The sequence below is a fragment of the Pseudomonadota bacterium genome (assembly GCA_030859565.1).
In the GTDB taxonomy this organism is placed as follows: domain Bacteria; phylum Pseudomonadota; class Gammaproteobacteria; order JACCXJ01; family JACCXJ01; genus USCg-Taylor.
This window is the reverse complement of sequence record JALZJW010000005.1, coordinates 24,410-48,451: the sequence shown is the minus strand read 5'-3', so window position 1 is coordinate 48,451 and position 24,042 is coordinate 24,410. Positions and strand designations below refer to the sequence as shown.

The 24,042-nt window shown below is 61.9% G+C and carries 17 protein-coding genes and 1 pseudogene; 11 read left to right on the top strand and 7 right to left on the bottom strand.

Going from position 1 to position 24,042, the window contains the following annotated elements; translation table 11 throughout:
* Positions 1-296 precede the first annotated feature (296 nt).
* From M3436_01775 to M3436_01760, 4 genes and pseudogenes are all read left to right on the top strand, one after another.
* A pseudogene (locus M3436_01775) lies at positions 297-542 on the top strand (hypothetical protein).
* Between the two features lie 54 nt (positions 543-596).
* Positions 597-845 carry a hypothetical protein gene (locus M3436_01770; GenBank protein MDQ3562904.1) on the top strand — a complete coding sequence of 83 codons (249 nt, stop codon included), beginning with the start codon at positions 597-599 and terminating at the stop codon, positions 843-845.
* A 117-nt stretch (positions 846-962) separates the two neighbouring features.
* The gene (locus M3436_01765; protein MDQ3562903.1) at positions 963-1,787 is read left to right on the top strand and encodes a polyphosphate kinase 2 family protein; all 825 of its coding nucleotides are present in this window, start codon (positions 963-965) and stop codon (positions 1,785-1,787) included.
* Positions 1,788-2,050: 263 nt separating this feature from the next.
* Positions 2,051-2,803, top strand: coding sequence for an OmpA family protein (locus tag M3436_01760; protein ID MDQ3562902.1), 753 nt, complete (start codon positions 2,051-2,053; stop codon positions 2,801-2,803).
* On the opposite strand, the gene M3436_01755 is transcribed toward M3436_01760, so the two are convergent.
* Positions 2,795-2,968 (bottom strand): hypothetical protein, encoded by a 174-nt coding sequence (locus M3436_01755; protein MDQ3562901.1) that lies wholly within the window; start codon positions 2,966-2,968, stop codon positions 2,795-2,797. The genes M3436_01760 and M3436_01755 overlap by 9 nt on opposite strands.
* 326 nt (positions 2,969-3,294) lie before the next feature.
* On the opposite strand from M3436_01755, the gene M3436_01750 reads away from it, so the two are divergent.
* Genes M3436_01750 through M3436_01740 form a run of 3 tightly spaced genes read left to right on the top strand, consistent with a single transcriptional unit; the run spans position 3,295 to position 11,085 of the window.
* Positions 3,295-4,671, top strand: a complete 1,377-nt coding sequence (locus tag M3436_01750; protein ID MDQ3562900.1) for a YihY/virulence factor BrkB family protein — start codon at positions 3,295-3,297, stop codon at positions 4,669-4,671.
* The gene (locus M3436_01745; GenBank protein MDQ3562899.1) at positions 4,671-6,656 is read left to right on the top strand and encodes an autotransporter assembly complex protein TamA; all 1,986 of its coding nucleotides are present in this window, start codon (positions 4,671-4,673) and stop codon (positions 6,654-6,656) included. Before M3436_01750 ends, M3436_01745 begins: the two co-directional genes overlap by 1 nt.
* 52 nt (positions 6,657-6,708) lie before the next feature.
* The gene (locus M3436_01740; protein MDQ3562898.1) at positions 6,709-11,085 is read left to right on the top strand and encodes a translocation/assembly module TamB domain-containing protein; all 4,377 of its coding nucleotides are present in this window, start codon (positions 6,709-6,711) and stop codon (positions 11,083-11,085) included.
* Between the two features lie 61 nt (positions 11,086-11,146).
* Here M3436_01740 and M3436_01735 read toward each other — a convergent pair whose 3' ends face one another.
* The 3 genes from M3436_01735 to M3436_01725 all read right to left on the bottom strand — a co-directional run bounded on the left by M3436_01735 (position 11,147) and on the right by M3436_01725 (position 14,601).
* The gene (locus tag M3436_01735) at positions 11,147-12,550 is read right to left on the bottom strand and encodes an APC family permease (protein ID MDQ3562897.1); all 1,404 of its coding nucleotides are present in this window, start codon (positions 12,548-12,550) and stop codon (positions 11,147-11,149) included.
* Positions 12,551-12,787: 237 nt separating this feature from the next.
* Positions 12,788-13,171, bottom strand: a complete 384-nt coding sequence (locus M3436_01730; GenBank protein ID MDQ3562896.1) for a hypothetical protein — start codon at positions 13,169-13,171, stop codon at positions 12,788-12,790.
* A gap of 71 nt (positions 13,172-13,242) precedes the next feature.
* Positions 13,243-14,601, bottom strand: a complete 1,359-nt coding sequence (locus M3436_01725; GenBank protein MDQ3562895.1) for a hypothetical protein — start codon at positions 14,599-14,601, stop codon at positions 13,243-13,245.
* Between the two features lie 187 nt (positions 14,602-14,788).
* On the opposite strand from M3436_01725, the gene M3436_01720 reads away from it, so the two are divergent.
* From M3436_01720 to M3436_01705, 4 genes are all read left to right on the top strand, one after another.
* The gene (locus M3436_01720) at positions 14,789-15,259 is read left to right on the top strand and encodes an isoprenylcysteine carboxylmethyltransferase family protein (protein ID MDQ3562894.1); all 471 of its coding nucleotides are present in this window, start codon (positions 14,789-14,791) and stop codon (positions 15,257-15,259) included.
* 19 nt (positions 15,260-15,278) lie between these two features.
* Positions 15,279-16,061, top strand: coding sequence for a ZIP family metal transporter (locus tag M3436_01715; GenBank protein ID MDQ3562893.1), 783 nt, complete (start codon positions 15,279-15,281; stop codon positions 16,059-16,061).
* Positions 16,062-16,282: 221 nt separating this feature from the next.
* Positions 16,283-18,883: an ATP-dependent chaperone ClpB gene (gene clpB / locus M3436_01710; protein MDQ3562892.1), complete on the top strand. Its 2,601-nt coding sequence runs from the start codon at positions 16,283-16,285 to the stop codon at positions 18,881-18,883.
* An 89-nt stretch (positions 18,884-18,972) separates the two neighbouring features.
* On the top strand, positions 18,973-19,413 hold the full coding sequence (locus M3436_01705; protein ID MDQ3562891.1) for a DUF6524 family protein: 441 nt from the start codon (positions 18,973-18,975) through the stop codon (positions 19,411-19,413).
* Between the two features lie 41 nt (positions 19,414-19,454).
* Here the strand turns inward: M3436_01705 and M3436_01700 are convergent, their stop codons facing one another.
* From M3436_01700 to M3436_01690, 3 genes are all read right to left on the bottom strand, one after another.
* Entirely contained in the window at positions 19,455-19,868 is a 414-nt protein-coding gene (locus M3436_01700) for a DUF4124 domain-containing protein (protein MDQ3562890.1), read from the bottom strand.
* Between the two features lie 102 nt (positions 19,869-19,970).
* Positions 19,971-21,170, bottom strand: a complete 1,200-nt coding sequence (locus M3436_01695) for a fatty acid desaturase (protein MDQ3562889.1) — start codon at positions 21,168-21,170, stop codon at positions 19,971-19,973.
* A gap of 12 nt (positions 21,171-21,182) precedes the next feature.
* Positions 21,183-23,693 (bottom strand): acyl-CoA dehydrogenase, encoded by a 2,511-nt coding sequence (locus tag M3436_01690; GenBank protein ID MDQ3562888.1) that lies wholly within the window; start codon positions 23,691-23,693, stop codon positions 21,183-21,185.
* Positions 23,694-24,042 lie beyond the last annotated feature (349 nt).

The window sequence follows — 24,042 nt, the reverse complement described above, 5'->3', positions numbered from 1 at the left end:
GGTTCCCCCTGGTTTCCGGATACCAACGATGCTTCTTAAGCCGCCTCTTTTTGCTGATTCAGCCAGTCCTGATGGTAGTCGGTGGCTTAAGGTTCGGCTAGAACTGCGGCGCGCGCCACCCTTAGGCACCACGCCATGGTGGTCTTTCCCGATCATATTCATGCGGTGTGGAGCTTACCCCCGATGCCGATTATTCTACCCGGTTGAGCTTGCTCAAACGCCACCTCTCCCAAGCGGTCCGGCATCTGCTGCCGACAAGCCAATCGGCATCCCGGCATAAGAGGCGGGAGCTTGCCCTGTGGCAACGGCGCTTTTGGGAGCATCAGATCCGAGATGACGCCGATTATGCCCGGCACGTGGATGATGTTCACAATCCCGTCAAGCATGGGCTCGTCGCCGAGGTCCGTGATTGGCCGTATTCGACGTTTCACCGTTACGTCCGGATCGGTCTGTATCTACAGGATTGGGCAGGTGCAGGCCGATCACCGTGGGCCGCTCGCCCGCCGCCCGCACCGGTCGTTGTAGCCAACGTGTGTTCATGATCGATCTCCTCGCTTTCACGTATCGGGTTTCTCCCGCCCTGGCCGGGCGATCTGATGGGGCAGTCTAGCGAGCGTGTGTATCAGGCCCATTTCACGGCGGGGGGATTCTCGTATCATTTGTTTCATCCGACCCGGACGTGGGACGTGAGGGGGGCAGACAGGAGCGAACGGGCGACCATCCTAATCGTCGATCACGAGGCGGAGCTGCGCGAGGTGCTCGAGGAGTATCTGAACGGGCAGGGCTACACGGCGCTCGGCGCATCCATGGCCCCTTTAACTGCTAGGGGATCGAAGGTAAAGTAAGCTGGAGTAGCCGGGCCATTCGCAAGTCCCTTTGCTCTTTGTAAAACGGCACTTAGACTATCCCATATCAAGCGGTTTTTTACTCGGACTCCGAACTTCAGATGGTAAGCAAGCATCGTGGTTGAGAACCGGCGCTTTGTTGGTCGTTACCAGGTGCGACCGGGCAGTGACGTCGATCTCAACTCTTGGGACCCCGATGACACCAGCGGCTGTGACGGTAATGAGGCACGCGCCCAGACGCGATTCTCGGCGCTGACTCGGGACCTCGGCCAGCTCCAAGATCGGCTCTACGCGAGCCACGAGCACAAGCTATTAATCGTCTTGCAGGCGATGGACACCGGGGGTAAGGACGGTACCATCCGAAAAGTGTTCCAGGACGCGGATCCGCAAGGACTTCGGGTCGTGAGTTTCAAGGTCCCCAACGCAGAGGAACGTGAATACGATTACCTCTGGCGGGTGCACAAACAGGTGCCGCGCCGCGGTGAAATGGTGATCTTCAATCGCAGCCATTATGAAGATGTGGTGGCCGCGTGCGTGCGCCGGCTGGTCCCGGCGCGGGTTTGGGGCAGGCGATTCGCCCAGATCAATCACTTTGAAAGGATGCTTCATGAGGAAGGGGTTATCGTCATCAAATTCTTCCTACACATCAGTAAGCGCGAACAAAAGTCGCGCTTGCAGGCGCGCCTGAACGATGCGGATAAACGCTGGAAATTCAACCCCGATGATCTCAAGGATCGCAAGCGCTGGCCCGCGTACATGCGGGCTTACGGGGATGCGATCGGCAAGACAGCCAGCGGCTGGGCGCCCTGGTATATCGTTCCGGCCGATCACAAGTGGTATCGCAATCTCGTGGTGGCCGCGATCATGGTAGACACCCTTCAAGGGTTGAACATGCGTTACCCGCAACCAACTTACGACGCGAGCGAGATCCGGATTGATTGAGGGTCAAGGGGTCAAGTCACCCATCTCTCACACCATCTCTTCGATCACACGACTAAGCGTAGCAGACGACACCCCTAAGACTGGAGATTGAGGGTTTAATGCGCCCTGCGATCGAACCATGATGGCACCGATACGATCCGTGCCGTGAAAAGGGTTAGGTTTTTGTTGCAGATATGTAACACTATGACGAGGAATCTATGTTGAACCAACGGAATAATTACGATAACCTTGTACTCGTACAACAACAGTAGAGGGAGGAAAGTATGTATAAGCTACGTACCCTGATCGCTCTCAGTGTCCCCGGTATCATGCTCTTCGGTTGCGCCGGTGAGCCGCTCGTAAAGATCCCCCAGCCCTGGTGCACGATCGGCGGCACGCTCCTAGGTGCCGGTATGGGGATCGGTATCAACGAAGTCGCTGCGGATGATGAGGAAGATACCCGTGCGGCAGCCGGGGCAGCGGGTGCCGCCTTCGGCGCGGCCACCAGCATTTTGCTTTGCGGTGGAGACTATCCGCCGGAGCCCCAACCGGTAGCCGCGCCAGAACCGGCGCCGGCGCCTGACCCCTGCGCCGCCGATGACGATGGCGACGGTGTCAACAACTGCGATGACCGCTGCGCTAGTACCCCCGCCGGGGTGGAGGTTGACGCCAGTGGTTGCCCCAAGGCGGGCGAGACCCTCTTGCGGCTTCAGGGTGTCAACTTCGCCTTCGATAGCGCCAAGCTCACGCCGGAATCCGAACAGGTGCTGGGTCAGGCCGTGCAGGAACTACGCGATGCGCCAAGTGTAAGCACCCGGGTCGAGGGACATACCGACAGCGTCGGATCGGATGCTTACAACCTGAACCTCTCGCAGCGGCGGGCCAAAGCGGTGGTGGACTATTTGATTAGCCAGGGCATTGAGGGGACCAGGCTCGATCCGGTGGGTATGGGGGAAGGCAACCCCATCGAGTCGAATGACACCGACGAAGGCCGGTATCAAAATCGCCGTGTCGACTTTATCGTTATCTCAAAGTAGTTTTTTGAGAGGACACAAAGTCAACCGATAAGTATCCCCTTCATCCTCGAAGGGGAAGGAATACAGATCGGGTTTGCCGGTGTAACGCCGGTCGCTCGGTTGAGGGTCGGCGCCGCGGCGCTGCGCTTGCGGCTTCGCCCCTATGACTCGGTCGGAAAGCTTCACGTTCCTCCCTCGTCAAGGGGCGCCGCTCAAGTCGCGCACCTTTAGGCGTCGTATCGTACCCGCGCATCATCTGGCGCCCTGGCCCCGGCTCAAGACGTGCCGTAGCGACCATGGCGGTGGTGAGCACCGGTAATTATTTAAGCGTCGTCCGGTAATTGTTACCGATATGAAAGCTTGGCCGCGGCCCGTTAAAAAGAGCAAGGCCTCGTGCAACTTCAAGAAATTCACCCTGGCACGGAGATCGCGCTGTAAGCTATCGAACCCCTCTTGTGTTTGCAGCGCCTGCGTATGCGAGCGCCCTGGAACCAGCAAGTCCCCCGGTAGCAATGATCGGCACTGACCAACTCGCAGCCACCTACCAGCGTCTCGTGTGGCAAACCGACACGGACGAGGTGGCGTGGTGGCAGGGCCTGCTAATCAAGGCGGCGAGACTGGTTCACGTGGTGATCAGGGACATGCTGGACGGTAGACTTACTTTGCACGCCATGAGCCTCGTGTTCACCACGCTGCTCTCAATCGTGCCGATGCTGGCGGTGAGCTTTTCCGTACTGAAGGCATTCGGCGTGCACAATCAGCTCGAGCCGCTACTCCTCAATTTTCTTCAACCGTTGGGGGCGCAGGGCCGGCCCATCACCGACCAGATCATTGGATTCGTGGACAATATCCAGGTCGGGGTTTTGGGGGCGCTGGGCATCGCCTTGCTGTTCTATACCACCATCTCGCTGATCCAAAAGGTTGAAAACGCCTTCAACTCCATCTGGCATGTCAAGCGCACGCGTACGCTGGCGCAACAGTTCAGCAGCTACTTCAGCGTCATCATGATCGTGCCCGTGCTGGTGTTCGCCGCTCTAGGCGTGACGGCCTCCCTGACCAGCACCGCCATCGTACGGGCGATCGTCGCCATCGAGCCGTTCGACAGCCTGTACGAATTCGCCACCAAGCTGCTGCCTTATTTCCTCATCATCGCCGCGTTCACGTTTGTCTATATTTTCATTCCGAACACCCGCGTGCGTCTGGGGGCAGCGCTCACCGGGGGTATCGTGGCGGGTGTCTTGTGGCAGACCACCGGTTGGATCTTCGCCACGTTCATCGCGAATTCGGCCAGTTACGCCGCCATCTATTCCGGATTCGCCATCCTGATTATTCTCATGATCTGGATCTACTGGAACTGGCTCATACTGCTGGGGGGGGCCAGCATCGCCTTTTATCAGCAACATGCCGAATATCTTGTGTCCGGAAAGAAAGAATATCGGCTTAGCAACCGCGCGCAGGAAGAACTGGCGTTGATGATCATGGAATTGGTTGGGCAGCGCTGGTATCGGCAGCAGCCGGGCTGGAGCGCGGATGAATTGGTCGACCAGCTGCATTTGCCTGTACACGCCATAGAGAACATGCTGCATGTGTTGGAGCGGGGCGGGTTTTTGTCCCGCACCAGCGATGCGCCGTCGGCGTGGCTGCCCGCGCGTCCTATGGAGATCACCGGCGTCAAGGAGATGCTTGACGTCGTGCGTAGCGCCTGCGAAGGCCCGCGCCTCATCGCGCGCCGTTCTCCGGAGATGCAGGGTGTGGAGACGGTGGTGGAAGATGTCGACCGCGCGGTCGACGAAGCGCTGCAGGGCCGCACGTTGAAGGATTTGGTCAAGGACGACGCTCGTCCACAGGTCCCTCGGGTTGGCCAGACCAGCAAAAGATTATCTGGGTAATGCCTACACGAAGACTGGTATTCTTACCTGTAATTCTTACCGAGCAGGCGAGCGGCGGGCACCGGCTGGCCGAGTCCTCCGACACGGCCACCGAGCGGATGGCGCGCCACGCGGGTGCGGCCGTTGTGCTGCTCCTCCTGCTGTCGGGCTGCGCCTATTTGCGGGGCGGGATCGGCGAGGAAGAGCTCGAGGCGGAGCCGCAGACCGGCATCCGCTACGGTGTGGAGATCCGCGGCGAGGGTGTCGACGACCAGATCAGGAGCACGCTCCTCAGCGCTTCGGACGCCAATCAGACGATCTCCCGGCCGCCCGCCAGCGAGTTCGTCCTGCGCCGCCGCGCGGAAGCAGATCTCCCCAACATCGAGAGCGGGCTCAGGAGCCTCGGCTATTACGAGGGTACCGCGAGCTATGACGTAAGGCACGTACGCGCCGACAACCAGACCGCCCAGTCTACTCTGGGCAGCCTCCGCGACCGTGTGGAGGACTTTATCAAGGGCGCGCCGACGATCCTCACCTATGAGGTCGGACTTGGGCCGCGCTATACATTGGGCTCAGCCAAAGTTGCGGTCACCGACCCTCAGAACGGCTTCCTAGCGCCGACGCCCGAAGCGCTCAAGCTCGAGCCGGGCCAGCCGGCGGGCGCGCAGCCCGTCCTTGATGCGCAGGGCGAACTCGTCTCGCAGGCGCAGCGGCTGGGCTATGCCTTCGCCAAGGCCGGCAAGCTCGACGCCGTCATCGACCAGGACACGAAGCTGATGGACGTGACCCTGCCCGTGACGACGGGTCCCATCGTTCATATGGGCGAGTTTACGATCGCCGGCGCCGACCAGGTCGACCAGCGCTTCCTGCGACGGCGGGTCCTGTTCCGCCCGGGTGACCGCTACCACCCCGATGTCATGGACAAGACCCGGCAGTCGCTGATCGACACCAACCTCTTCTCGACCGTCGCCGTTGACGAGCCAGGCAAATTGGATGCGACCGGCCGCATACCGATCACTTACACGGTGACGGAGCGAAAGCCGCGCTCGATCGGCGCCGGTGCCGGCTACGCGACCGACGAGGGCCCGATCGTCTCTTTTTTCTGGGAGCACCGCAACTTCCTGGGTGCCGGCGAGAAGTTCGAAAGCGATCTCTACTTCTCGCCCTTGCGCCAGGAACTCTCGGCCAATTTTATTAAACCCGATGTCGGCGCGCGCAATCATAACTTGCTCGCCGGCACCTCGCTCAAAGCCGAGGACACGGACGCCTATGAGAGCAAGAGTGTCGGCGCCGGCGTGGCGATCGAGCGGCCGCTCTGGTCGGACCGGGTGACGGGCTCGCTCGGCGTCGCCTACCGGCTCGCCACGATCAAGCCCAAGGACGAGGAGGAGGACTCCTTCGGCCTCCTGTCCCTGCCGGGCACGATCAAGATGGACTATTCGGACAACCTGCTCGACCCGACCAAGGGCTGGCGGCTCAACTTCCTGGCCGCCCCCTACACCGACACCCTCAATGCCGGCGCCAGCTTCCTTAAGACCCAGGCGACCGCGACCACCTATGTGCGGCTCACCGACAGCGCGAAATACATCCTCGCCCTGCGCGGCAACCTCGGGTCCATCGCCGGTACCAGTCGCGACGACATCCCGGCGGACGAGCGGTTCTACGCCGGCGGCGGCGGCTCGATCCGCGGCTATGGCTATCAGCTTGCGGGGCCGCTCAACGACGGCGACGACCCGGTAGGCGGCCGCTCGCTGATCGAGCTCAGCGGGGAGCTCCGCTACCGCATGACCGAAACGATCGGGCTCGTCTACTTCGTCGACGGTGGCACCGTCGCCGACAGCCCGCTGCCGAGCTTCGAGGAGGATCTCTTCATCGGCACAGGCGCCGGCCTGCGCTACATTACCCCGATCGGTCCCTTGCGGCTGGACGCCGGCGTCCCGCTCAACCGCCGCTCGGGTGTCGACGACATCATCCAGATCTATGTCAGTATCGGACAGGCGTTCTGACGCTGCCTTAACCGAGACGCGGCGACGTGGACCCGTTCGGGGGACCTTCCGCGTGCTCGGATGGACGCTGCTGGCGCTCGTCCTCCTGAACCTCGCCACCCTCGCCGGTGCTTTCGGCGTGCTGCAGACAGGGTGGGGCAAGCGTGAGATCGCCGCGCTCGCGAGCGGGGCGCTCTCGGGCGAGGGCAAGACCGCGGAGATCGCCGGCATCGAAGGCTTCCCGCCCTTCGACATGCGCGTCGACCGGGTGCGCCTGGGCGACCCGCAAGGCCATTGGCTGGAGGTCGATGGCGCCCGCTTCCACCTCGTGCCCTCGGCCCTCCTGCACCTGAAGGTGGAGATCGCCGCGGTGGGCGCGGAGCGCGTCGCCCTTAACCGCCTGCCGCCCTCGGCGCCGACGCCTGAGCCGCCAGAGCCATTCACGTTCCCGAGCCTGCCCGAGCTCCCGAAATCCCTGCCGGTGGCGGTCGACGTCGTGCGGATCTTCGTCGATCGACTCGAGCTGGGGCAGCCGGTGATCGGACAGGCCGCCGCCTTCAGGATCGATGGCCATGCACGGACCAACGAGGCCGCGAACCGGCTCACCGCGGATCTCCGCATCGACCGCGTCGATCAGGCGACGGCGGACGCCCGGCTAGGGCTCGATGCGGATCTCGCGGGCGGAGCGCTCGATCTAAGCCTGAAGGTGAACGAGACGGGTGGCCTGCTCGCGGCTGTCTCGGAGCGCCCGGAGGCCGGCGAGCTGCACCTCGATCTCGGCGGCAAGGGGCCGCTCGTCGACTGGCGCGGGCGGCTCGCACTCGAGGCGCAGCATCTCGCGAGCCTTGAGACCGACCTCGAGCTCGGGCTCGCCGATCTGCCGCGCATCGGGATCGACGGCCGCCTGGACGTGGCTCCGGGCGTGTTGCCGCCGGATGTGGAGCCCCTGATCGGGCGGACGATCGATCTTAGCGTGCGGCTGCAGCCGACCTCGCCAGAGCGGGTCGAGCTGCAGGCGCTCCGTCTGGGCGCCGCCGGCTTCGGATTGGAAGGGCAGGGCAATGGGGACCTCGCAGCCAACACCGTCGAGGGCAGGGTCACGCTTGATGTACCGGATCTGGCGGTGGCAAGCGGGCTCGCGAAGGCACCGCTCCAGGGCCGCGCGGCCTTGAGTCTGGCCGCGACCGGTGCCCTCGATCAGCCGGTCGTCGACCTCACGCTCGATGCCGGCGGGCTCGGCTACGACACCTACCGGATACGGCAGCTCGCGGTGGCGCTGCAGAGCAAGCTCCGGGCGCCATTCGAGACGACGTTTCCGGGCGCCACCTTGACGGGCAATGCGAGCGTAGCGGGCGTGAGCCAGGGCGGCAAGCCGCTGGCGCCGGAGGGGGCGCAAGGCACGCTCTTGACGCTCGACCTGGCGGCCATGGCACCGGCGCAAGGGCCGATCGACATCCAGAAGGCCCTCCTGCAGGCGCTGGGCGCGCAAGCCAGCCTCGGTGGCCAGTTCGACCCGCGGCGCCTGGCCGGCCGGCTGCGGCTCGACCTCGACGTGCCGGCGCTGCGTCCGCTGGTGGCGGCGGCGAGCCCCGGCCAAACCTCCCGACCGCCGATCGACGGCAAGGTTGACCTCGGATTAGACCTCACGATCGGCGAGAGAGCGGGCAAGGTCGACGCGGTCTTGGCGCTGCACACAGCGGCCTTGCAGGGTCTGCCGCCAGGCGTTACCGAACTCCTGGGCCGGGAGCCGCGCCTCGACGCGAGGGCGTCCTTAGAGACCGGGAAGTCCGTGCAGATCTCGAAGCTCGCCTTGCAGGGGGCGGCGATCGACCTTACCGGCAAGGGTAGCATGCAGCTCGCCGGCGAGCACGGGCTTGCAGCCGATCTCGACCTCGAGCTGCCGCGGCTGGCCGAGGCTTCCGGTCTGGCGGGACAGCCGCTCTCGGGCAGCCTCGCGGCGAACGTGAAGGCGTCCGGTAGCTTGAGCGAGCCGAACGTCGTGCTCGCGGCCCACATCGACCGGCTCAAAGCGGGACGTTTCGACTTCTCGGCGATCACGCTCGACGCCGATGCCGCCGGGCCGATCGACAGGCTCACGGGCCGCATCCGGCTCGATGCGCGCGAGGCACGCGGATCGATCGCGCTCTGGACCGACTACGCGCGCCACGGCCAGAAGCTCGACATACGCAACCTCTCGCTGACCGCCCCGGGGACGCGGCTCGGCGGCAAGGCCGATCTCGATCTGACGACGCAGATCGCCAATGGCCGCATGAACGGGCGGATCAGCGATCTCGGCGCCTTGGCGCCCTTCATCGGCCAGGAGCTCCAGGGTGCCATCGACCTTGCTCTCGCGCTCGATGCGGCGGATGGCAAGCAGAACGCCCGGGCGGAGGTGAGGGCGAACCGGATCGGCGGCTCCTTCGGCACGCTCGCGGCCGCTTCGGTGACCGGGCGGGCGACCGACCTGCGGGGAAGGCTGGGTCTCGACGCCAAGATCGCCGCCGATGATTTCGCGCAGCCGGGGCTCGCGATCAAGGACGCGGCCGTGATGGTTGTAGGAGATCTCGCGGCGTTGCGGCTGACGGCTAAGGTCGACGGCAGCCAGGGTGCCACGCCCTTCGATCTGGCGATCCGGCTGCAGACCGATGTTGCCGGCGAGACCAAGCAGGTGGCGCTGCAGTCCCTGGCCGGCAGCTTCGCCAAGCAGCCGATCAAGCTCCAGCGGACCGCGACCCTGCGGATGGCGGGCGCCTCCTACGGCCTACAGGACCTCGATTTGAGCTTTGGGCGGGCCAGGCTCCGTGCGGATGCGACCCTCGGTGGTGGTCGGGCAAGCGCCAAGGCGTCGCTCCATCCGACGCCGCTCGCGATGTTCCAGTCCTTCGGAGCCCCGGAGTTTGGCGGTACCGTCGCCTTGAATCTCGAGGTCTCGGGCAGCAGCGCCGCTCCAAAGATAGACCTCGTGGTCGACGCGAAGGGCGTGAAGCCGCGGGGAAAGGACCTGCAGACCGTGCCGCCGGCGAACCTCGCACTGCGCGCGGGCGTCGCCGGCGGACGCCTCGATGCGAGCGCCGAGCTTGCGGGGGTGATGGACGATCCCTTGCGCCTGCAGGCAGCCCTGCCGCTGCGGATCGGGCTCGAGCCTTTCGCCTTCGAGCTGCCGAGGGACCGTCCGATCCAGGGATCGCTGACCGGCCGAACCGATCTCGCGCGCATCGCCCAGATCCTCGTGCTCGACGGACAGCGGCTGCAGGGCCTCCTCACGATCGACACCCGGTTGGCCGGGACGCTCGACCGCCCGCTGGCCGACGGCAGCATCGAGATCGCCAACGGGCTGGTTGAGGACTCGATCTCGGGTGTGCTGTTGCGCGATCTCACGCTGCGCATCGTAGGCGATCAGAGCCGGATCAACCTTGCCACCCTGAGCGCGCGCGATCGCCGCGACGGCACCTTGAACGGGTCGGGCAGCCTCGATCTCGGCGGCACGTCCCGTACGGGCTTAAGGACCGGCCTAGAGCTCGCCAATCTGCAGGTCTACAACGCCGAGTTCGGCAAGGCCTGGCTCAGCGGCAAGGTCAATGTCAGCGGCCAGTTGCCGAACCTCGACGTCTCGAGCCAACTCAAGGTCGAGCGCGCGGATATCAGGCTACCGAACCCGCCTCCCGGCAAGCCGCCGACTCTGCCGGTGAGCGTCGAAGGCGCGCCACCTGCACCGCCGCCGCCGGCCTCAAGCGGTCCGCCGCTGCGGATCGGCCTCGACATCGAGGTCGACATGCCGGAGAAGTTCTATGTCCGCGGCCGCGGGCTCGAGAGCGAGTGGCACGGCAACCTCGAAGTCACCGGGACGGCGGGCGATCCCCTGGTCGTCGGCTCGATCGACTTCCGCCGCGGTTTCTTGATCCTGCTCGACCGCCGCTTCTCGATCGACCAGGGCACGATCACCTTCAGCGGCGCGAAGCCGCCGATCCCGGAGCTCGACATCAAGGCGAGTGCCGAGGCCTCGGGCGGCGTCACGGGCATCGTCCAGATCACCGGGCCGGCGACCAAGCCGAAGCTCGCGCTGTCGAGCGATCCTGAGGCGCCGCAGGACGAGGTGGTAGCGCGGATCATGTTTGACCGTTCGTCCAGCGGGATCTCGCCGTTCCAGGGCCTGCGCCTCGCGGCGGCGATCCAGGAGCTCCAGAGCGGCGGCGACGGGCTGATCGGCATCGGCCGTGAAGCCCTGGGCATCGACACATTCGACATTTCGGGCAGCGGCGGCGCCGACACGACGGCGAGTGCCGGCAAGTACATTTCCGACAACGTCTTCCTTGAAGTCCAGCAGGGTGTTACGCCCGGCAGCGGGAAGGCCACGCTCGAGATCGAGCTGACACCGAGCATCTCCGCCGAGACCCAGATCGGCCAGCAGGGCCAGACCGGCGCCAGCCTCAACTGGACTTACGACTATTGAGCGATATGGACAAAGTCCCCTGAAAGGATTCCTAAGCGGGAATAGCTATGCCCGTCCACGACTACCGGTTTCCAATGGCGGGTTCCGCCGGTTTCTGGCCGGTGGCGCGATTAGCCAGCACGGTGACGAGCCACAGCACAATGCCGATGCCGATCAAAATCCCGGCGATCTCGTATTCAACGGGATTTCGTCCGGTCCATGGGCCCGCAAGAAAGGCGCAAGACAATGCGCCCAGGATCGGCAGCAATGGCGGCGCGCGGAAATGCTCATGATCGACGCGATCACGCCGCAGAACGAGCACGGCGATGTTGACCACGGTGAAGACACACAGCAGCAACAAGGCAGTTGTGCCGCCGAGCGCCGGCACTCCGCCGACAAAAGTGATCAGGCCGAAGGCCAGCAGCGTGGTGAATCCGATCGCGACGTAAGGCGTTCGCCGCGTCGCATGAACCTTGCCGAGCACCGATGGGAGCACGCGCTCGCGACTCATGCCGTAGACAAGTCGGCTCGCCATCAGCATGTTGATGAGTGCGCTGTTGGCCACGGCGAACATCGTGATGAAGCCAAAGATCTCGAGCGGGAAATTCGGAGCGCCCGCCTGCACGACTTTCAATAGCGGCGTCTCGCCTTCGCCCAGTTGTTCGGGCGAGACAAGCGTGATCGAAGAAATCGACACCAGCACGTAGATCAACCCGGTGATGACCAGACCGGCTAGAAGCACCTTCGGGAAGTGGCGAATTGGATCCTTGCATTCCTCCGCCATGTTGACCGAGTCTTCGAACCCGACCATGGCGAAGAAGGCGAGCGTCACCGCGGCGATCACCGGCCACACCATGCTGCCATCCGCTGAAGTCTTGAACTGGGTGACGCGGGACACATCGCCTTCACCGGCCGCGATCGCCCACATACCGATGAAGATGATGAGCAAGAGACCGGACAGCTCGACGCAAGTCAGGACGACATTGGCCTTGACGCTCTCGCCAACGCCGCGGAAATTGACCGCCGCAACGACCACCATGAACGCCAGCCCCACGAGCGTAATTCCGATTCCGCCTGCGAGGTCGAGTGCGAAGGCATTCGACAGATTGGCGGCGAAGGCGCGAGAGGCCGTCGATGCGGAGGTGATTCCAGAACACATTACGGCGAAGGCGACGATGAACGTCACGAAGTGAACGCCAAACGCCTTGTGCGTGTAAAGGGCGGCGCCCGCTGCCCTTGGATACTTCGTCACCAGTTCCAGATAGCTGAAGGCGGTGATGACAGCGACGATGAAAGCCACCAGAAACGGCAGCCATACAACCCCACCGACCTGCTTGGCGACCTGGCCGGTAAGCGCGTAGATCCCGGTGCCGAGAATGTCCCCGACGATGAACAACAGCAGCAGCCATGGTCCCATCACCCGACGAAGGGCCGGTTCTGCTGCGGTGCTGGGCTGATCTTTGTCGCCAATGGAAACCTTGTCCATGGAATCTCCTTTCACGCGCGGCAGCGGGTTGTCCACGACATCGAGGTCGACATGCGGGTAAAGCGATGGTTGTGATCCTCAATGCGATAAAGTAATGAACACCCTACCGGCTAGAGGTCAAAGACTACCGGGGGCTCAAGGCCCCGCAACTCGTCGTCGAGCACGGACAGCCCCCCGACCGCCGGGAATCGATTACGCTCCCTTAATTCCACAAAGGATTTATCCAGCCCACGGGCGCTAGCTCGTCATTTCGACCTTGACCCAATCCGCTGTGACCGAAGTTCCGCGAGTGGGGGCCTCCTTGTATTTCACCTCCACCGTCCGGCCCGATTGAAGATCAGCTAGCGAGCCAACTTGGTTCTTACCTTGCCCTTTGCTCCGATCCAGCCAGATGGGGACCTCATTCGGGATTGTGACCGTATACGTGACCCCCGAGGAATCGCTCACGGTCAGGCTTCGGTTCTGTTCATTTACGGTGGCGATTTTCCCGATGATACTGTAGATGTTAGAAACTCCGTGCGAATCGCCAATGGGAATAAACATCTCCATAGCCTCTTGCGCGAACAAGGCCGGCGCGGGGAGGGCCAACAAGACGCCCAAGAAGAACAAGCGTGTCAACATGATATTTCTCCTCATCATCACTTCCAGTTGCCATACCAGTGTGTGTATATACGGGTTTCCCAGCCGACGTCCTAGCCCAGGATGAGGCTCTTCGCCTGATTGATGGCGTCCAAGGCTTGCTTAGCGAGCTTGATGCGGCTTGAGGGATTTGTAGCGGCTTTCACCGTGAGACCGCGGGCTTTTTGGAGTTGTTGCACCGCGTCCGGGTGCAACCCACCACCCTCGAGCACCATGATGGCATCGTCGATGTCGTGCACCGTCCGCTTGACGACATCCCCCGGGTGTTCTCCGGCGAGCAGCACGTTGGCTTGCACGGCCCCTAAAAGCTGGTTCAGCTCGCGGATATTATCCAAGGCGTTGACGACGCGGAGAAACGCCGCCACGGCCTTCACCTGGGTAGCATCCAGATCGATGGCTCGGCCTGTGCCACCGCTGAGGAATTGCCCTGATGGCGAGTTGTTGAAGGCATCGGTATTGTAGAAACCCACCGTGCCTTCGATGGTTTCCACCGAGTTGTTATGGAAGAAGGGACCCGTATCCGCCGCTTCCACCACTGACGGTGTGTTGAACGTACCATCGCCGGGTGTACCCAGACCGTCATCCACCTGGCTGAAATCGCCGGTCGGATCGGGCAGATTTTCCACCCCGGTGTTGAAGTTCAGATTGCCACTAGCAGGTCCTCCCGGTGGGACGTTGGCGCCGGCATTAGCGTGACAGCGAAAACACTTGCCTGCCGTGGCCGAGTTGAAAATCTCCTGACCTTGTACCGCTTCCGCGCTTTTCAAGGGCAGTGGTAGTTTCAGCTCTTCCTGCCGACCCAAGCTTAACTGGAAGGCTTCCAGGGCCTTCTCCTCATCGTCGGTGGGTAGGCGGAAATCGACGCCCACCTTGCGGTTTGTGGTCTTGGTGAAATGCTGAATCACCGCGCCTCGGGCAAAGGCCCGGAGATCTCTGGTTTGAGGCGCCCCGTCACCGGACCAGCCTGTTCGAGGGCAAAGGGTATCGCTGAAGCAATCGAATCGATTTCTGGGATTGCTGCTGATGGAAATCCGTTGGGAGAACACGTGAGGTACGCCACGCATAACGCCGGGCTTGTCGGTGCCGTCCAGATTTTCCAGGATCAAGCCGCGCTTGCGCATCAGCTTTGGATCCTCGAAATTGTTGGCGAGTGCTGGAATAAATTCGGCGACGAACAGAGGGTCATCCTTCGGGAGGCTGGCGATAAACGCCGGATCGATGGTCAGGTTATTCTCCGCCCGGTGACAGGTGCCGCAGGTTCGGCCATTACCATCGAAGGTTTCCTTGAAGAACAGCTCGCGCCCTTTAGCCACCAACGGATCACCTGCGGGTTTCGGCTCGGGCGGTCCACAAGCCGAAAGCGTGATAAGCCCTATGAGGGCCGCTGAGCGTTTTAGGTTTATTAGTTTCATCGCATACCTCCCCGCTAGGCCAGAACGGCCGGCGTTTGTCCCCCTACGGTCCGCATAAGGATAAGAGATTCAATGCGGGCTCGCAATCGCAAGGTTACGTTGCGGGCCCGCACCGGGCGGTTCCTTGTATAGAAAAGCAAGCACTCAATGCCAATGGCCACTCAGGCTTCTATGAGACAATCAATCCGTGGACAGAGAAATATCAGACAGACCCGGTGTCGCCGCACCACCGCCGCTTATCTACGCAGGCGGTTTCGCACTGGGCTATCTCGTAGAAAAATATTCGCCGACTGCGTTCTTCCCGGAGTCTATGAGCGCATTCGTTGGGTGGTCGTCGATCGCCTTGGGCGTACTGATCGCGGCGTCCGGGCTCTTGGCCTTCCGCCGCGCAAACACGCCGGTTAGCCCGTATGCGCAAACGACGGCCTTAGTGACCGGCGGACCATTTCGATTTTCCCGTAATCCGCTGTATCTTGCGCTGACAGTGATTTATCTCGGCGCGGCCGGGCTTTTGAATTCGCTTTGGCCCGTGTTGTTGCTGCCCGGTGTACTGTGGTTCATGCACCGGGGTGTGATAATTCGAGAAGAACGCTATCTAGAAGAAAAATTTGGTCCCGCCTACCAGGAGTACAAGGCGCGGGTAAAGCGATGGCTGTGATCCTCAATGCGATAAAGTAATGAACACCCTGGTCCCGATCATTACCTTCAGCTTGCTTGCCGGTCTCGTGAGCGTCCTGGCCGCCGCGGCGTTCTTGCTGGTACCCGACCGCGTGCGTGCGCAACTGTTGCCGCATCTGGTGAGCCTCGCGACCGGGGCTTTGCTCGGAGCGGCGTTTCTCGGGTTGCTCCCGGAAGCCCTGAAAGCGGTGGAGCGCGAAGACGCCCATTTGATTACCTTGTGCGTCTTGTTCGGGCTGGTATTGTTCTTCCTTCTCGAGAAGATGGTCATTTGGCGTCACTGCCACGAGGAGCAATGCGAGCGGCATAGCGACTCTCCGAATAACGGCCGCGGGCTTGCGGCCGGGACGCTGATTTTGCTCGGCGACGGAATCCACAATTTCGTCGACGGGATCCTGATCGCTACCGCGTTTCTCGCCGATTATAAGCTCGGTGTGTTGACGAGCCTGGCCGTCGCCGCACATGAGATCCCCCAAGAGGTTGGCGATTTCGCGATCCTTCTGCAAAGTGGTTATACGCGCCGCGAGGCCTTCGGGTATAACCTCGCGGTGAGCCTCGCGACCGTGGCCGGCGCCCTGGTTGCGTGGGTTAGTCTTGCCGGCATCACCACGGCCCTCCCCTATGTGTTGGCGGTCGCGGCCGCGAGTTTTATTTACGTCGCGGTGGCCGATCTGATACCCGGCCTGCATCAACGCACCGAGCTGCGCGAATCGATGCAGCAGGTTTTTCTCATGAGCGCCGGGATCGGTCTCGTTTATGGATTAAGCACGATGTTGCATTAGGGAAGCTCTGCAATAGTTACGCGTGCTCGCCCGTCGCTCGCCTATCTACCTGATATGTCTCGCAACTCGCTCCGCGGCTTCGCGCATCTGGGCTTGCTCGCGGCACTTTTGCAGAGCTTCCTCAGCGGAAAGCTTGCGCGGCGAAAGCTACTCATCGCCCTTGAATATCGACCCGTCGCCCTTATCTGAACAGCAACCATGATTTCAAGGAGCGTTGCACGATGCGTTCGGACAAGCTGACGACCAAATTCCAAACGGCCTTGGCGGATGCCCAAAGCCTCGCCGTCGGGCGCGATCATCAATTCATCGAGCCGCTGCATGTCATGGCCGCGCTGCTCCATCAGGAAGACGGAACGGTGCAGCATCTCCTCGGCCAAGCAGGGATCAATGTCAACGCCCTGCGCGCACGGCTGGATGATGCCCTGGAGAGCTTGCCTCGGGTCGAAGGCACGGGCGGCGATATCCACGTCTCGCGCGAGCTTGAGCGGCTCTTGAATCTCACCGACAAACTGGCGCAACAACGAAAGGATCAGTACATCGCCAGCGAGCTGTGGGTGCTGGCCGCGCTAGAGGGCCGCGGTCAGCTAGGTGATCTATTGCGGGCGGCAGGCGCGGACAAGCGGCGTCTGAGCGAAGCCATCGATCGCTTGCGCGGGGGGCAGAAAGTAGAGGATCCGGGCGCCGAGGAACAACGCCAGGCGCTCGAGCGCTACACCATCGACCTGAACGCGCGCGCAACGGACGGAAAACTGGATCCGGTCATCGGACGCGATGACGAGATCCGCAGAACGATTCAGGTATTACAGCGCCGCACCAAGAATAACCCCGTTTTGATCGGTGAGCCGGGCGTGGGCAAGACGGCGATAGTCGAAGGCCTGGCGCAGCGCATCGTGAACGGCGAGGTGCCGGAAGGACTCAAGGGCAAGCGGGTCTTGGCGCTCGATCTCGGCGCCCTCATCGCCGGCGCCAAATATCGCGGCGAGTTCGAGGAGCGGCTCAAGGCGGTGCTCAAGGATCTGGCCAAACAAGAAGGTCAGATCATTCTCTTTATCGACGAATTGCACACCATGGTCGGCGCCGGCAAAGCCGAGGGCGCCATGGATGCCGGCAACATGCTCAAGCCGGCGCTCGCGCGCGGCGAGCTTCACTGTGTCGGCGCGACGACCTTGGATGAGTATCGAAAGTACGTCGAGAAGGACGCGGCCTTGGAACGCCGCTTTCAGAAGATCCTGGTCGATGAGCCGAGCGCCGAAGACACCATCGCTATATTACGCGGACTCAAGGAGCGTTACGAAGTACACCATGGCGTGCAGATCACCGATCCCGCGATTGTCGCCGCGGCTACTCTGTCGCACCGGTATATCACCGATCGGCAGTTACCGGACAAGGCCATCGATCTCATCGACGAAGCCGCGAGCCGCATCAGTATCGAGATCGACTCGAAGCCCGAAGAAATGGACCGGCTCGAACGCAGGTTAATCCAATTAAAAATTGAACGCGAGGCCTTGAAAAAAGAGGCCGATGCGGCCTCGAAGAAGAGGTTCGATAACTTGGAGGCCGCAATAGCAAAGCTCGAGCGGGAGTACAGCGATCTCGAAGAGATTTGGAAAGCGGAAAAGGCGCGCTTGCAAGGCACGCATACGGTGAAGGAACGGCTCGAGCAGGCGCGGCTTGAGTTCGAGAACGCCCGGCGGGGGGGTGATCTCGCGCGCATGTCGGAACTGCAATACGGGCGTATCCCCGAGCTTACCAAGCAGCTCGAGCAGGCGGCGAACGCGCAGACGCAAGCAATGACACTGCTCCGCGACAAAGTCACCGAGGAGGAGATCGCCGAGGTGGTTTCCAAGTGGACCGGGGTCCCGGTGTCCAGGATGCTCGAGGAGGAACGCGAGAAGCTGATGCGCATGGAAGAAGCCCTGCACCGGCGGGTTGTCGGTCAGGACCAGGCCGTGACGGTGGTCGCCGACGCCATCCGCCGGGCGCGGGCGGGGATCGCCGATCCCAACCGCCCCTACGGTTCCTTCTTGTTCTTGGGGCCGACGGGAATAGGTAAGACGGAATTGTGCAAGGCCTTGGCCGAGTTCCTGTTCGATACCGAAGAGGCGATGGTGCGCATCGACATGTCCGAGTACATGGAGAAGCATACGGTGGCGCGCCTCATCGGGGCGCCGCCCGGTTATGTCGGCTACGAGGAAGGCGGTTATTTGACCGAAGCGGTCCGGCGAAAGCCGTATTCGGTCGTGTTGCTGGATGAGGTCGAGAAGGCCCATCCGGAAGTCTTCAATGTCTTACTCCAGATCCTCGATGACGGCCGACTGACGGACGGTCACGGCAGGACCGTGGACTTCCGTAATACCGTCATCGTGATGACCTCGAATCTCGGCTCGCAATTCATCCAGGAGATGGCCGGGGAGGAACATTACGAGAGCATGCGTATGGCGGTGATGGACAGCGTCGCGAACTTCTTCCGGCCGGAATTCATCAACCGTATCGACGAAATCGTCGTGTTTCACTCCTTGCAATCGGTGCATATCCGGGCCATCGCCGAGATCCAGGTGGAACGCTTGCGCAAACGGCTGCGCGATCAGAATATCGGGTTATCGGTTTCGGCCGAGGCGCTGGACAAGCTGGGGCAGGCAGGCTTCGATCCGGTCTACGGCGCTCGTCCATTGAAGCGCGCGCTTCAGGTGCGGGTGGAGACACCGCTGGCCCGCGAGCTTTTAGCCGGTCGCTTCGGACCGGGCGACACCGTTCGGGTCGAGGTGCGCGACGGCGAGTTCGCGTTCGTGCGCGAAGTAAGCACCGAGGACACCGGGGCATGAGGGTCATTGCGAAGGTCTTGAAACCCTCATAAGCTTCGCACACGGTGCTACGGAGGCCGCGTCGCAACGTAAACTATCGCGGAGGGCGCATGCAAACGGAACGATTCACGTGGTGGGGTTTGTTATTCCGGTTCTTGGGCGCGGCCGTGCTGGTGTACGCGACCTACAACCCCGAAGGCTATTCTTTCTATCACTGGGCGCTCTCTCCCGTCTTCGGGGGCTCCGAGATGCCAGGGGGTGGTCCGGCCCCGTTGAAGTTCCTTGCCGGTGTCGTTCTGCTCATCGGCTGGGTCGTATTTCTCCAGGCGACTCGGCGGTCGTTGGGGATCGTTGGCGTCGTGCTGGCCATCGCGTTTTCCGCGGGTTTTATCTGGTTAATGATCGAATGGGAATTATTTTCGGCCGGCAACCTGCGCACGATGACCCACTTAGTGCTGATTATCATCAGTGCGGTCCTGGCGGCGGGGATGTCCTGGTCGCACATCAACCGGCGGCTCTCCGGCCAGGTTGACACCGATGAGGTTGATTAGGCGGCGCAGCGAATCGCCGGCGCGAATCGAGAACCACCCGTTCAGGGCCCGCAGTGCTTCTCGACCTGTTTGCGGGCCTCGGCGATATCCGCTTGGCGCTCTTCCTCGGTAAGACGTTTGCTGCTTCCGTCTTCCGCGTATTGCAGGATCCTAGGTTTGCCCTCAAGCTTCGCTAAGCGTTCGCGGGCCGTATCGCAAGCCGCCTTGCGTTCACCCGCTTGTTCTTGCGTCTTCTGATCCGCCTCCGCTTGTTCTTGCCGCTTATCGCCGCGCAACTCGAAGTCCTGCAGTTGTTGCTTCAGTTTCTCGCGGGCGGCCTTGGAGTCGACCTTTGGAGGCGGTTTGATGGTCTCGGCCGGCCGGCCCGGAGGCGGCGACTGCGAGTATTGGACCTGTCCCTCATCATCGATCCACTTGTACATTTCGGCCAGGAGGCCGGGCGAAGCCAAAGCCATACCCAGCGTCACGCACAATAACGTTCCACGAGAAGTGTAAGAGTGAGTCAGCATCGCGCGTCCTTCCAACATCGTGATGCTGTGACTATAAACCTATTCGCATCAGGAAGTAAGCGGCCGGCGGGCGATCTGGGCTGTGCCCGATTGCAAGGAATAGCTGAGCAAAATCTCGGAAAATTGCTCGAGCGCCGCAATACCACTTGTTTTTACTTGTTGGTGCCACTCTTGGAGCTGCCGCTGTTGATCCAATGAGACGGGCGTTTCCTGAGCGATGGCTTGCAAGCGAGTTTGAAAGTGATGAACCTTTGCGAGTATCGCACTGTCCCGGAGTCCCTGCGCAAGGCGCTGCTCCGCAGCGGTATCCATCGGACGCTGCGAGCGAGTGAGCAACCGCTTAGGACGGTTCGTTGGATCCTCCGGTTCGCATTGTTCTCGGTATACTCGCTGGAAGGCGTGCTTGGCATAGTCGGAAAGCACTTGCAAACGACAGCTTGCGACCGCTCGCACGGTGTCCTCATCGATCAGCGATTTCCGAGGATCCCGATACAAGCGGGGCGCGATTTTTTTCACGCGTGCGAGGCCGAGAGCACGGAGTGCGCGGATATACCACCAACCGATGTCGAATTCCCAGGGTTGGGTGGAAAACCTAGCGGAACTGGCGAAGGCATGATGATTGTTATGCAATTCTTCTCCACCAATCAAGATACCCCAAGGGATAAGGTTGGTGGAAGCATCGGGGCAAGCATGATTGCGGTAGCCCCACCAATGACCCAACCCGTTGATGACCCCGGCGGCAAAAAAGGGGATCCACATCATATGTATCGCCCACATCGTGAGGCCGATGGGCCCAAACGCAAGGACATAAACTATTCCCAGCAGGACGGCCCCGAGCCAAGTGCTAAACGTGCGGCCGTAGAGGTACCTTTCCAACCAGTCGTTGGGGGTGCCGTGTCCATAGGTCGCGAGAACTTCGGGATGTCGCGTATACGCTTTCCCATACACTTCAGCGCCGCTCGAAAGCAGTTTTCTTATGCCCACATTGTGCGGGCTGTGAGGATCGTCCGGGGTTTCCACAAACGCATGGTGCTTGCGGTGCACCGCGACCCAGGTCTTCGTGTTGAGCCCGGTGGTCACAAAAAGCCAGAAGCGGAAGAAATGCGCGGCGGCAGGATGCAAGTCCAACGCTCGATGGGCTTGGTGGCGGTGCAAAAAAACTGTCACCGATACGATCGTTATATGCGTCATCGCCAGGGTGACCAGCACATAGCCCCACCAAGAAAACATTATATAACCAGTCAACATGCATGAGATCTCTTAGTTTTTATTTCCGCCGTCTTGCGGCGAGGGTATCCTACCCGATAGTGAGGAAAACCTTGACCACGGGCGCGTATCATCCGCGCTCGCCAATGGCGCCAACGCCTCGGGCGCGAAATCGTCGACATCGATCGCCGCGCGTAGCGCCCGATCCCAGGCTGCGAGCAATCGCATGTCTTCCGCCGAGACGATCCCCGCGTTCAAGGACTCGGTACGGGCCGAGTGCTCATCGGTCACTTTGATGGCGCCATCCTTGATCGCGGCCTTGATGCGCGCCTCGATGCTTTCCGCTTCCGGAACCAGCTCGAAGGCGTGTTCGATACGGCCGGTGATGTCGTCAGGCGCACGGCTTACAAAGATGCCGTCCGTCAGCCGATCTCGCGCGGGGGAGGCTTGCAGCAGCAGCGCGGCCGCTTGGTGCGTGAGCCGATCGTCGGCCGACCGGCTCCGCTGTCCCCAAGGGAACACGACGCGGCGTAACAGCCAACCCAGAGGGCGCGATGGGAAATTCCCAAGGATTTCCGCGAGCCGCTGTTCGATTATGGCGACGGCAGCGGCGCCGATATATTCGACCAAGGGCAGATCGCCGGCTTGCCGACCCTCGTCCTCGAAACGTTTGAGAACGCAGCTTAGAAAATACATCTCGGCGAGAATATCCGCGAAGCGTCCGGAAAGATGCTCGCGGCGTTTGAGCTCGCCCCCGAGTATCAGCAGCGCGATATCCGCGCTGAGCGCGAAGCTCGCGCTGAGACGGCCGATCTCCGCATACCAGCGGCCGGCCGGTCCTGCCTCCGGCGTGGTCACCGAGCGGGCGCGGGTGAGGTTATGCACGAACGCCTGAGCCAGATTCCGCAGCAAGAAACCGAGATGGCCCGCGAGCGCCTCGTCGAAGGCGGCGAGCCCAGCCTGCTCATCGGATCCCAAGGCGGCCTGGATCTCCTTATATAACCAGGGATGGCAGCGAATGGCGCCCTGACCGAACACGATGAGGCTGCGGGTGAGAATGTTCGCGCCCTCGACCGTGATGGAGACCGGCACGCCCTGATACATATTGGCCAGGTAGTTGCTCGGCCCCTCGCAAATGGCCCGGCCGGCGAGGATGTCCATGGCGTCGTTGACGACCCGCCGGTGGCGTTCGGTGGATTGGTATTTCAGGAGAGCTGAAATTACCGCGGGTTCCTGGCCTTGATCCAAAGCCACGGCCGTGATCCGGCGCGCCGACTCGACCGCATAGGCCTCGGCGGCGATATGCGCCAAGCGTTCCTCAATCCCCTCGAAGCGGCCGATCGGCAGCTTGAATTGCTTGCGCACCCGGGCGTAAGCCCCGGCGTAGCGAGCACAATATTTAACCGCGGCGGCGGCAAGCGCCGGCAGAGAGATGGAGCGTCCCACGGCCAAGCGTTGCATCAACATGCGCCAGCCTTGGCCGAGCCGTTCACGGCCGCCGATGACCATGTCCATCGGGATGAACACGTCCTCCCCTGAAGTCGGGCCGTTCTGGAACGCCAGCTTGAGTGGAAAGTGCCGGCGGCCGATGCGGACGCCGGGATGGTTCGTGGGTATCAGCGCCAGCGTGATGCCCACATTGTCCTTGGTTCCAACCAGGTGCTCCGGATCGTAGAGTTGAAACGCAAGACCCAAGACCGTCGCCACGGGCGCCAGCGTGATATAGCGTTTTTCCCAGGTGACGCGAATTCCGAGGACGCTTTGTCCTTGATATTCGCCCTGGCAGACCACACCGCGGTCGGGGATAGCCGAGGCGTCCGAGCCGGCGTAGGGATTGGTCAAGGCGAAGCACGGGATTTCCCGGCCCTCGGCGAGCCGGGGTAAGTAATAGCTTTTCTGGGCCTCGGTGCCGTAATGCATGAGCAGTTCCGCCGGTCCGAGCGAGTTCGGCACCATCACCGTGACTGCCGCGCTGCCGCTGCGCGATGCGACCTTGGCGACCACCGCGGAGTGGGCTTGCGCCGAGAACCCGAGCCCGCCGTAGTCCTTGGGGATGATCATGCCTAGGAAGCGGTGCGCTTTGATAAACTCCCATATCTCGGGCGGCAAATCGTGCAACTCATAGGTGATCCGCCAGTCATCGATCCTGCGGCAAAGCTCGTCGACCGGTCCATCGAGGAAAGCCTGTTCTTCAGGCGTCAAGGAGGGTTTCGGCAACTCTAGCAACCGCTGCCATTCGGGCCGGCCCGAGAACAGCTCGGCGTCCCACCAGACATTTCCGGCCTCGAGCGCCTCGCGCTCCGTCGTGGACATCGCCGGGAGCTTGTGGCGGTACAGGCGCAGCAACGGCGCGCTATAGAGATAACGCCGAACGAGGGGGATGTTCGCCACGGCGACGCATACCCATAACAGCCAGGCTACCGCGGCGAGGAACCCCGGCAGCTGCAAGGAAGCCAGCGCGGCGACCAGCGCCAATCCCGCCGTCCACGCCCACAAGGGCACGGCAAAATACGCGAGGGCGCCAAGACCCCCGATCACGCTTAGAAGGAATAGTAACGTGGTCATCTGCCCCCCAGTTTTTTTAGCCCGGCCCGAACCACCGTGCTAAGATAGCATCAAAATCGATTTGCGGCTCAGCCGATTCTCGTCTCGCGTTGATGCCCAACTGGACCACGTCACGCATAACCTCGCGACCGGCGGGGCCTCTCGGTCTGGGGTACCACGAGGCACAACTCGCCGCCGGACACTTGACTCATTTACATCACATTTCATGACGTAAGTACTCTATGGTATCGGTAATTTGTACCTATGTAGCGAGTCTAGGTAGGCCCCGCTAGCGCCAGCGATTGCACTATCGCATTGATAATCGATGACAATCGCGCCCCACGCCGGTGCTGGCACCGTTGTTGAAGTT

Coding starts and splice junctions, on each gene's coding strand:
- M3436_01735 (MDQ3562897.1), bottom strand. CDS start 12,550: ATGGACAAGGTTTCCATTGGCGACAAAGATCAGCCCAGCACCGCAGCA.
- M3436_01750 (MDQ3562900.1), top strand. CDS start 3,295: ATGATCGGCACTGACCAACTCGCAGCCACCTACCAGCGTCTCGTGTGG.
- M3436_01725 (MDQ3562895.1), bottom strand. CDS start 14,601: ATGAAACTAATAAACCTAAAACGCTCAGCGGCCCTCATAGGGCTTATC.
- M3436_01705 (MDQ3562891.1), top strand. CDS start 18,973: ATGCAAACGGAACGATTCACGTGGTGGGGTTTGTTATTCCGGTTCTTG.
- clpB (MDQ3562892.1), top strand. CDS start 16,283: ATGCGTTCGGACAAGCTGACGACCAAATTCCAAACGGCCTTGGCGGAT.
- M3436_01695 (MDQ3562889.1), bottom strand. CDS start 21,170: ATGTTGACTGGTTATATAATGTTTTCTTGGTGGGGCTATGTGCTGGTC.
- M3436_01690 (MDQ3562888.1), bottom strand. CDS start 23,693: ATGACCACGTTACTATTCCTTCTAAGCGTGATCGGGGGTCTTGGCGCC.
- M3436_01770 (MDQ3562904.1), top strand. CDS start 597: ATGGGGCAGTCTAGCGAGCGTGTGTATCAGGCCCATTTCACGGCGGGG.
- M3436_01745 (MDQ3562899.1), top strand. CDS start 4,671: ATGCCTACACGAAGACTGGTATTCTTACCTGTAATTCTTACCGAGCAG.
- M3436_01700 (MDQ3562890.1), bottom strand. CDS start 19,868: ATGGCTTTGGCTTCGCCCGGCCTCCTGGCCGAAATGTACAAGTGGATC.
- M3436_01730 (MDQ3562896.1), bottom strand. CDS start 13,171: ATGTTGACACGCTTGTTCTTCTTGGGCGTCTTGTTGGCCCTCCCCGCG.
- M3436_01760 (MDQ3562902.1), top strand. CDS start 2,051: ATGTATAAGCTACGTACCCTGATCGCTCTCAGTGTCCCCGGTATCATG.
- M3436_01715 (MDQ3562893.1), top strand. CDS start 15,279: ATGAACACCCTGGTCCCGATCATTACCTTCAGCTTGCTTGCCGGTCTC.